Consider the following 4,055-nt stretch of genomic DNA (forward strand, 5'->3'; position numbering starts at 1 on the left):
TCCGTTTTGCCTCAGATGTACCTCCGATACTTCTTCGATCCATCTTCGATTGTTCTTCGATTCCCGAACGAAGGATGAACGAAGGATGAACGAAGGATGAACGAAGGATGAACGAAGGATGAACGAGAACCGATCGAAGAACGAACGAGAACCGATCGAGAACCGAACGAAGAGCGATCGAGAAGCAATCGAGAACCGATCGAAGAATCAAGCGTAGCATAACGCTTCATTACAGACTTGTTTGTTGGATTACGGTTTCTTTTCATTGTCTTGAATTTTTAGGAGTTAATAAAAGTTGATTTTGGGACGTTTCTTTTCGATGACGGCCTCTATAATACACTGTAAAACCATTCGGCATATAAAGATTTTGCTGCCGAATGCCGAACAAAGTCAGGCGTGTTGTTTGAATGCCATTTCGTTGCAACCACATGAGAATAAGACAGAATCTGACGCAGAAAAAGTTTTAAAATTAAATTTCTAAAGCCGAAAGTTATACCGAATATGAAAATATGCCGAACATTAGGAATGGAGCATAGGCGCACTTTGGCGCAATCCATCCCAGTCAATGCAATTAGCAGCAGTGATATAGCCAAGTCGCTAACATTTTCTTCCGAGCCGCAGAAAGCAGTGAAAGCATTGGGACGTATGCTGCAAGTGAATCTGCCCCTCAAAGATGTATCCCGTGCTATGGCTGGCGTGTATATCGATTTGCAGAAGAAGGGTCACGATCCTGTAATGGCTACCTACATACGCGATTTGTATGGTATAGGAGAAGCCGAAAGATATTTCTATCAAGCCAAAAATACTATTTTGGTGGTTGATGCCAACGGTAGACCCATAAAAGTGGCATCGGCAGATACAGAACGCTATCGTTTGAGACAAATGCCTAAAAAACGTCACAAGGTATTTCGCAAAGATTCCTCCAGTGGCAAAAGAGACAAAAGCAATGCCGCTGGCAGACGTATAATATTGGGAGGTGGCTATAGATATCATGCTCATCTTGGCGACCCGCTTGATTTGGTTAGCAGTGCAGCAGAACCGGCATCTGTCGCTTCAGAACTTCAAGTTGCAAAAGAAAAGGCCCAAGCTATTATTGATGCGGCACATGAAACAATAGATTCAAGAATCAATTTCGACACGATTGTGAAGTATTGTCTTGAAGAAGCCGCCAACTACGAAGAGATAAAGCCCGTATACGACATGCTGCTTGAACTACTCTATGGAGTGACAGATCCGAAATGGATAGAAGCCAAGGAACGCATCCGCAAACATATGAAGGATTTGGAAAGCAGAAGAGTTGTCTCGGAAACGGGCAATACCATGCGCAAACAGCGGCAAATCACAGGCACGAAGTCAAAAGTGACGGATGCCGTATTCGTCTATACCTATCAAGACAATAATGCATGGAAGCGTTTGGACTATCTGCGCCAACTACTGACTGAGAAAGGATGGCTGGACGAAAACACTACCCCTGAAGATTTTTGTGCAATTTTTGGTGGAATTTCATCTTCCGTTAAAGTGAAGTGGACAGGTGCACAAAGCCAGCTATATTACTTCATAAAGACCCTCTTGAGTCGTGGACTTATCAGATGTCCAGAAGGTCAAAAGGTACATTGGATTATCGTCTCCAATCATTTTGTTGACTGCAACAGTCGCACTTTTAAGGATTGGAACAAACAAAAGGATCCAAAACGCAGCAAGAGTGAAATCGAAAAAATGGTGGACATCCTTGACCCAAGACTAAAAGACATACTCCGAAGGTGAATCGTGTTCCCTCAAACTTAGACATGAATTAAAGCCTTTGGCAACTCAACATTGTACAATTCACAATCGCAGGCATAGCTGAGAATAACTCAACACTCAACATTCAACACTCAACATTCATCATTGGCATCACCCAGGCAAAGCGTATTATAGCCGAACTGTCGTTTCAGATCAAGGAGTCAACATCCAATCTTGAGCAAGACATCAAGCAGCTCGACCAGCTCAAAGCCCATCTTCATAGTCTTCGTCGCAAGTATCGTAGCACCCGTAAGACGCTCGACCAAATGCTCGACAATGTACGCAGCACAGCCGAGGAAGAAATAGAAGACCTTATATATAATAAGGGAATGGCAAATGGCGAACTCTTGCAGTTGTACGACATGATGGAGCGAGCCGACTATTACGAGCAACTTATAGAGCGTAAGGAGCAGCTCGAATCCGACCTTTCGCGTGAGGAGTGTTTGATACACGCCAAGACAGCAGGTCAAGAGAGTCGCCGCGCCCAAGTGCTGTCGAAGATGCAGGAGCACGGAGTCTATTTCTTGCAACACGACAAGGAGCGTCAGCGCGATTTCGTCAATTCACACCCCTCCGACTTCCACGTCGACTTTGCCAACAACCTCGTCTATCTTTCCGACAAATACTCCAAGTATAGTGCCTCCTCGGCATTCTTCTTGAAGATAGTGGCTCGCTTCTCCCTCTTCTTCGCCTCTCTCGACATCCCATGGATGCGCTATCCTCACTTCATCTTTGCCGACAACATGGAGGACAAGGGAATAGAGAAGGAGCGTGCCCAGCAGTTCCAGTACATCCTAATCGAACGCCTGAAGTCATACCCCACAGACTCCTATCAGCTCATCTACACCACCTCCTACATCACCCCCGAACTCGACCAGAGCGACTATGTAGTAGGCGACCATTACACCATGCGCAACAAGAGTCTGAAGAACGTATAAACATACCCCTGAGAATGATAACGTCTTCATCCGCCAACGATAACGACTTCATCGCCCAATGATAACGTATTCATTTTTTCATGATATCAAGCCTTGTCCCAGCGGGCCAACTGTGAATCATCACCAATTAGTTCGTGATACAATTCACAATTGACCAACTCACAATCGCAGGTGTAGCTGCGAATAACTCAACACTCAACTTTCAACACTCAAAATTCATCATTGGCATTGTCGAGCGAAGAATTTTCGTGCCAACGAGAGCAGAGCCAAACTTGTTTAAGCTATGCCGAGTGCAGCCGAAAATCACATGTGTGTAAAATGTATGAAACTTTTTCGATAAGTCATGAGCAAAGCAAGCTTGCTTGAACTTTGCCATGGCGAGAGAAAGTATATAATACTTAATAAACAAGTGAAATTTTTAACATCTCAATGAGGGTGTGCAAAGGTCTAAGCAGCACGCCCCGATGGGGCAGAAGCACATAGCCCAGGGCCGCTCGGCTCTGCCGCTTGCCTAAGCAAGAACGCCCTGAGGTAAAAAGCCACCAAAAACAATGCGCCCTGCAAGGGCAAAAGCGTTAATTATCAATGCTTTTGCCCTTACTGGGCGTTTTGCTATTTTCAATCCGTACACCCAAGGCGCTGCCTTGGGCTATGTGCTTTTTGGACTTTCAGCCCGTAGAATTGAGTTTTGACACACCCTCAAAGGGCTATGCCCTAAATTGAGTACTAACATCATATAAAAAAACAACTTACAATCTATGAAGAATATAATTGCTGTTATTTGGGATTTTGACAAAACCATTGTTGATGGATATATGCAAGATCCTATATTTGAGGAATACCATGTTGATGCCTCGGAATTCTGGAAAGAAGTCAATGCTCTTCCTGAGAAATATATGAAAGAGTAAAGTGTCAAGGTGCTTTGGCGTTGTATTTGTATTCTGCAATTTTGCCTTTTCATGCTCTTTTATTCTTTCTGCAAACTCTTGAATTTTATTGCATATCCACATGTTGGCAGTAGTGTTATCTCTATAATCTGCCTCTGCAAACATATCAATACGGTCATCTTGACGAAGTTTTTCTACTTGCTTAAATGCAGACATATTGCCATGAGTATAAGCTATTTCGCTTATATATGGATTGTTCTCATTATCACGATTCTCAATAAGTTCACATCCCCATATCCCTGAGACATAATCCTTGAGAGCCGAACCTTTGATGACTTGAGCAAAACCAGTACTTACTATATAGTGTTCTACTTTAGGGATGTTCTATAAATTAACATATTGATAATTAGTTATTTAATTTAATAATTCAATAAATAGTCGTATTTTT

At 43.1% G+C, this 4,055-nt stretch carries 4 protein-coding genes; all 4 read left to right on the top strand.

Translation table 11 applies throughout. From position 1 onward, the window contains the following. Nucleotides 1-501 precede the first annotated feature (501 nt). The 4 genes from I6E49_RS13965 (at nucleotide 502) to I6E49_RS13980 (ending at nucleotide 3,628) form a co-directional block, all read left to right on the top strand. Nucleotides 502-1,764 carry a hypothetical protein gene (locus I6E49_RS13965; RefSeq protein ID WP_235403078.1) on the top strand — a complete coding sequence of 421 codons (1,263 nt, stop codon included), beginning with the start codon at nucleotides 502-504 and terminating at the stop codon, nucleotides 1,762-1,764. A gap of 284 nt (nucleotides 1,765-2,048) precedes the next feature. Continuing rightward, the gene (locus tag I6E49_RS13970) at nucleotides 2,049-2,720 is read left to right on the top strand and encodes a hypothetical protein (RefSeq protein WP_235403079.1); all 672 of its coding nucleotides are present in this window, start codon (nucleotides 2,049-2,051) and stop codon (nucleotides 2,718-2,720) included. A gap of 551 nt (nucleotides 2,721-3,271) precedes the next feature. After that, the gene (locus I6E49_RS13975) at nucleotides 3,272-3,412 is read left to right on the top strand and encodes a hypothetical protein (RefSeq protein ID WP_235403081.1); all 141 of its coding nucleotides are present in this window, start codon (nucleotides 3,272-3,274) and stop codon (nucleotides 3,410-3,412) included. Between the two features lie 66 nt (nucleotides 3,413-3,478). Continuing rightward, entirely contained in the window at nucleotides 3,479-3,628 is a 150-nt protein-coding gene (locus I6E49_RS13980; RefSeq protein ID WP_235403083.1) for a hypothetical protein, read from the top strand. Nucleotides 3,629-4,055 lie beyond the last annotated feature (427 nt).

It is taken from the genome of Leyella stercorea, assembly GCF_021531655.1.